The organism is Methylobacterium sp. WL116, assembly GCF_008039455.1.
In the GTDB taxonomy this organism is placed as follows: Bacteria; Pseudomonadota; Alphaproteobacteria; order Rhizobiales; family Beijerinckiaceae; genus Methylobacterium.
Genome location: NZ_VRUV01000837.1, coordinates 1 through 1,339, shown reverse-complemented (window position 1 = coordinate 1,339; position 1,339 = coordinate 1). Strand labels below are relative to the sequence as shown.

Here is a 1,339-nt window from a genome sequence, read left to right as displayed (position 1 = left end):
ACGCCGGCCGAGGACCGCGCGCTCGCCGACGAGCTGCTGGCCGACCCCAAGGAGCGCTCCGAGCACCTGATGCTGCTCGACCTCGGCCGCAACGACGTCGGCCGCGTCGCCCGGCTCGGCACCGTCACCGTCACCGGCTCGTTCTTCCTCGAATACTACAGCCACGTGATGCACATCGTCTCGAACGTCGAGGGCGACCTCGACCCGAGGCACGACACCCTGGCCGCGCTCGCGGCCGGGTTCCCGGCCGGCACGGTCTCGGGGGCACCGAAGGTGCGGGCGATGGAGATCATCGACGAGCTCGAGCGCGAGAAGCGCGGGCCCTACGGCGGCTGCATCGGCTATTTCGGCGCGCGCGGCGAGATGGACACCTGCATCGTCCTGCGCACCGCGATCGTGAAGGACGGCCGCATGCACGTGCAGGCCGGCGCCGGCATCGTCTACGATTCCGATCCGCAATCCGAGCAGCAGGAATGCGTGAACAAGGCCCGCGCCCTGTTCCGCGCGGCCGAGGACGCGGTGCGCTTCGCGGCCCAGGCGAAGCGCGGTCAGTAGGCTCAGCCGAGCGCGCGCAACGCGGTCCGCAAGGCATCCGCATCGACCCCGCCGAGCGCCGCATCGACGGCCGCGTGCGTCTCGCGCCAGACCGGCACCGCCGCCACGAGGCTGGCGCGACCGGCCTCCGTCAAGGCCAGGAGGCGGCCGCGCCGGTCCTTCGGATCGACGGCGACCGTCGCGAGGCCGCGCCGCTCCAGAACCTTCACGGCGGCGGTGAGCGTCGTCCGGTCCATCGCGAGCAGGCGGGCCACCGACGCCATCGGCGCCGGCTCGGGCCGGTTGAGGGACATCAGCAGCGAGAACTGCCCGCTCGTCAGCCCGAGCGGCCGCAGCGCGTCGTCGAAGCGGCGACCGAGGGCGCGGGCCGCGCGCTGGGTGTGCAGGCAAAGGCACGTCTCGCGGACGACGGCGGTGGTCGCGAAGGGGACGACGGTTGACATCCGTCAAATTGCGTTGATATCAACGCAAATCGCAATGCGACAAACGCGCCTGTTCCGGGAGCCGAGGCCGTGGCGGATCACGCGGGCACCTTCGTCTGGTACGAGCTGACGACGCCCGATATCGCGTCGGCCCAAGCCTTCTACGGCGCGGTCGCAGGCTGGAGCATCGCCGATGCGGGGATGCCGGGGGTCGACTACCGCATCGCGCGGGCGGGCGACGTCCGGATCTGCGGGATGATGGCCCCGACCGGATGCGAGCCCCCCGCCGGCGCGCGGCCGGGCTGGCTCGGATACGTCGCGGTCGCCGACGTGGACGCCTCCGCCGCGCGCGTGACGGCGGC

Annotated in this window: 2 protein-coding genes and 1 pseudogene; 2 read left to right on the top strand and 1 reads right to left on the bottom strand. The window is 72.4% G+C overall.

What is annotated here, in order from left to right:
• Nucleotides 1-555 (top strand): chorismate-binding protein (locus FV223_RS27785; protein ID WP_187276280.1); only part of this gene is annotated, 555 nt, incomplete at its 5' end.
• 2 nt (nt 556-557) lie between these two features.
• Here the strand turns inward: FV223_RS27785 and FV223_RS27780 are convergent.
• Nucleotides 558-998 (bottom strand): MarR family winged helix-turn-helix transcriptional regulator, encoded by a 441-nt coding sequence (locus tag FV223_RS27780; protein ID WP_147729893.1) that lies wholly within the window; start codon nt 996-998, stop codon nt 558-560.
• 69 nt (nt 999-1,067) lie between these two features.
• On the opposite strand from FV223_RS27780, the pseudogene FV223_RS27775 reads away from it, so the two are divergent.
• Nucleotides 1,068-1,339 (top strand): annotated as a pseudogene (locus FV223_RS27775) (VOC family protein); the annotation flags it as partial.

Bases quoted from the DNA above. Each gene is read 5' to 3' on its own strand.
- FV223_RS27780 (WP_147729893.1), bottom strand. From the start codon at position 998: ATGTCAACCGTCGTCCCCTTCGCGACCACCGCCGTCGTCCGCGAGACG.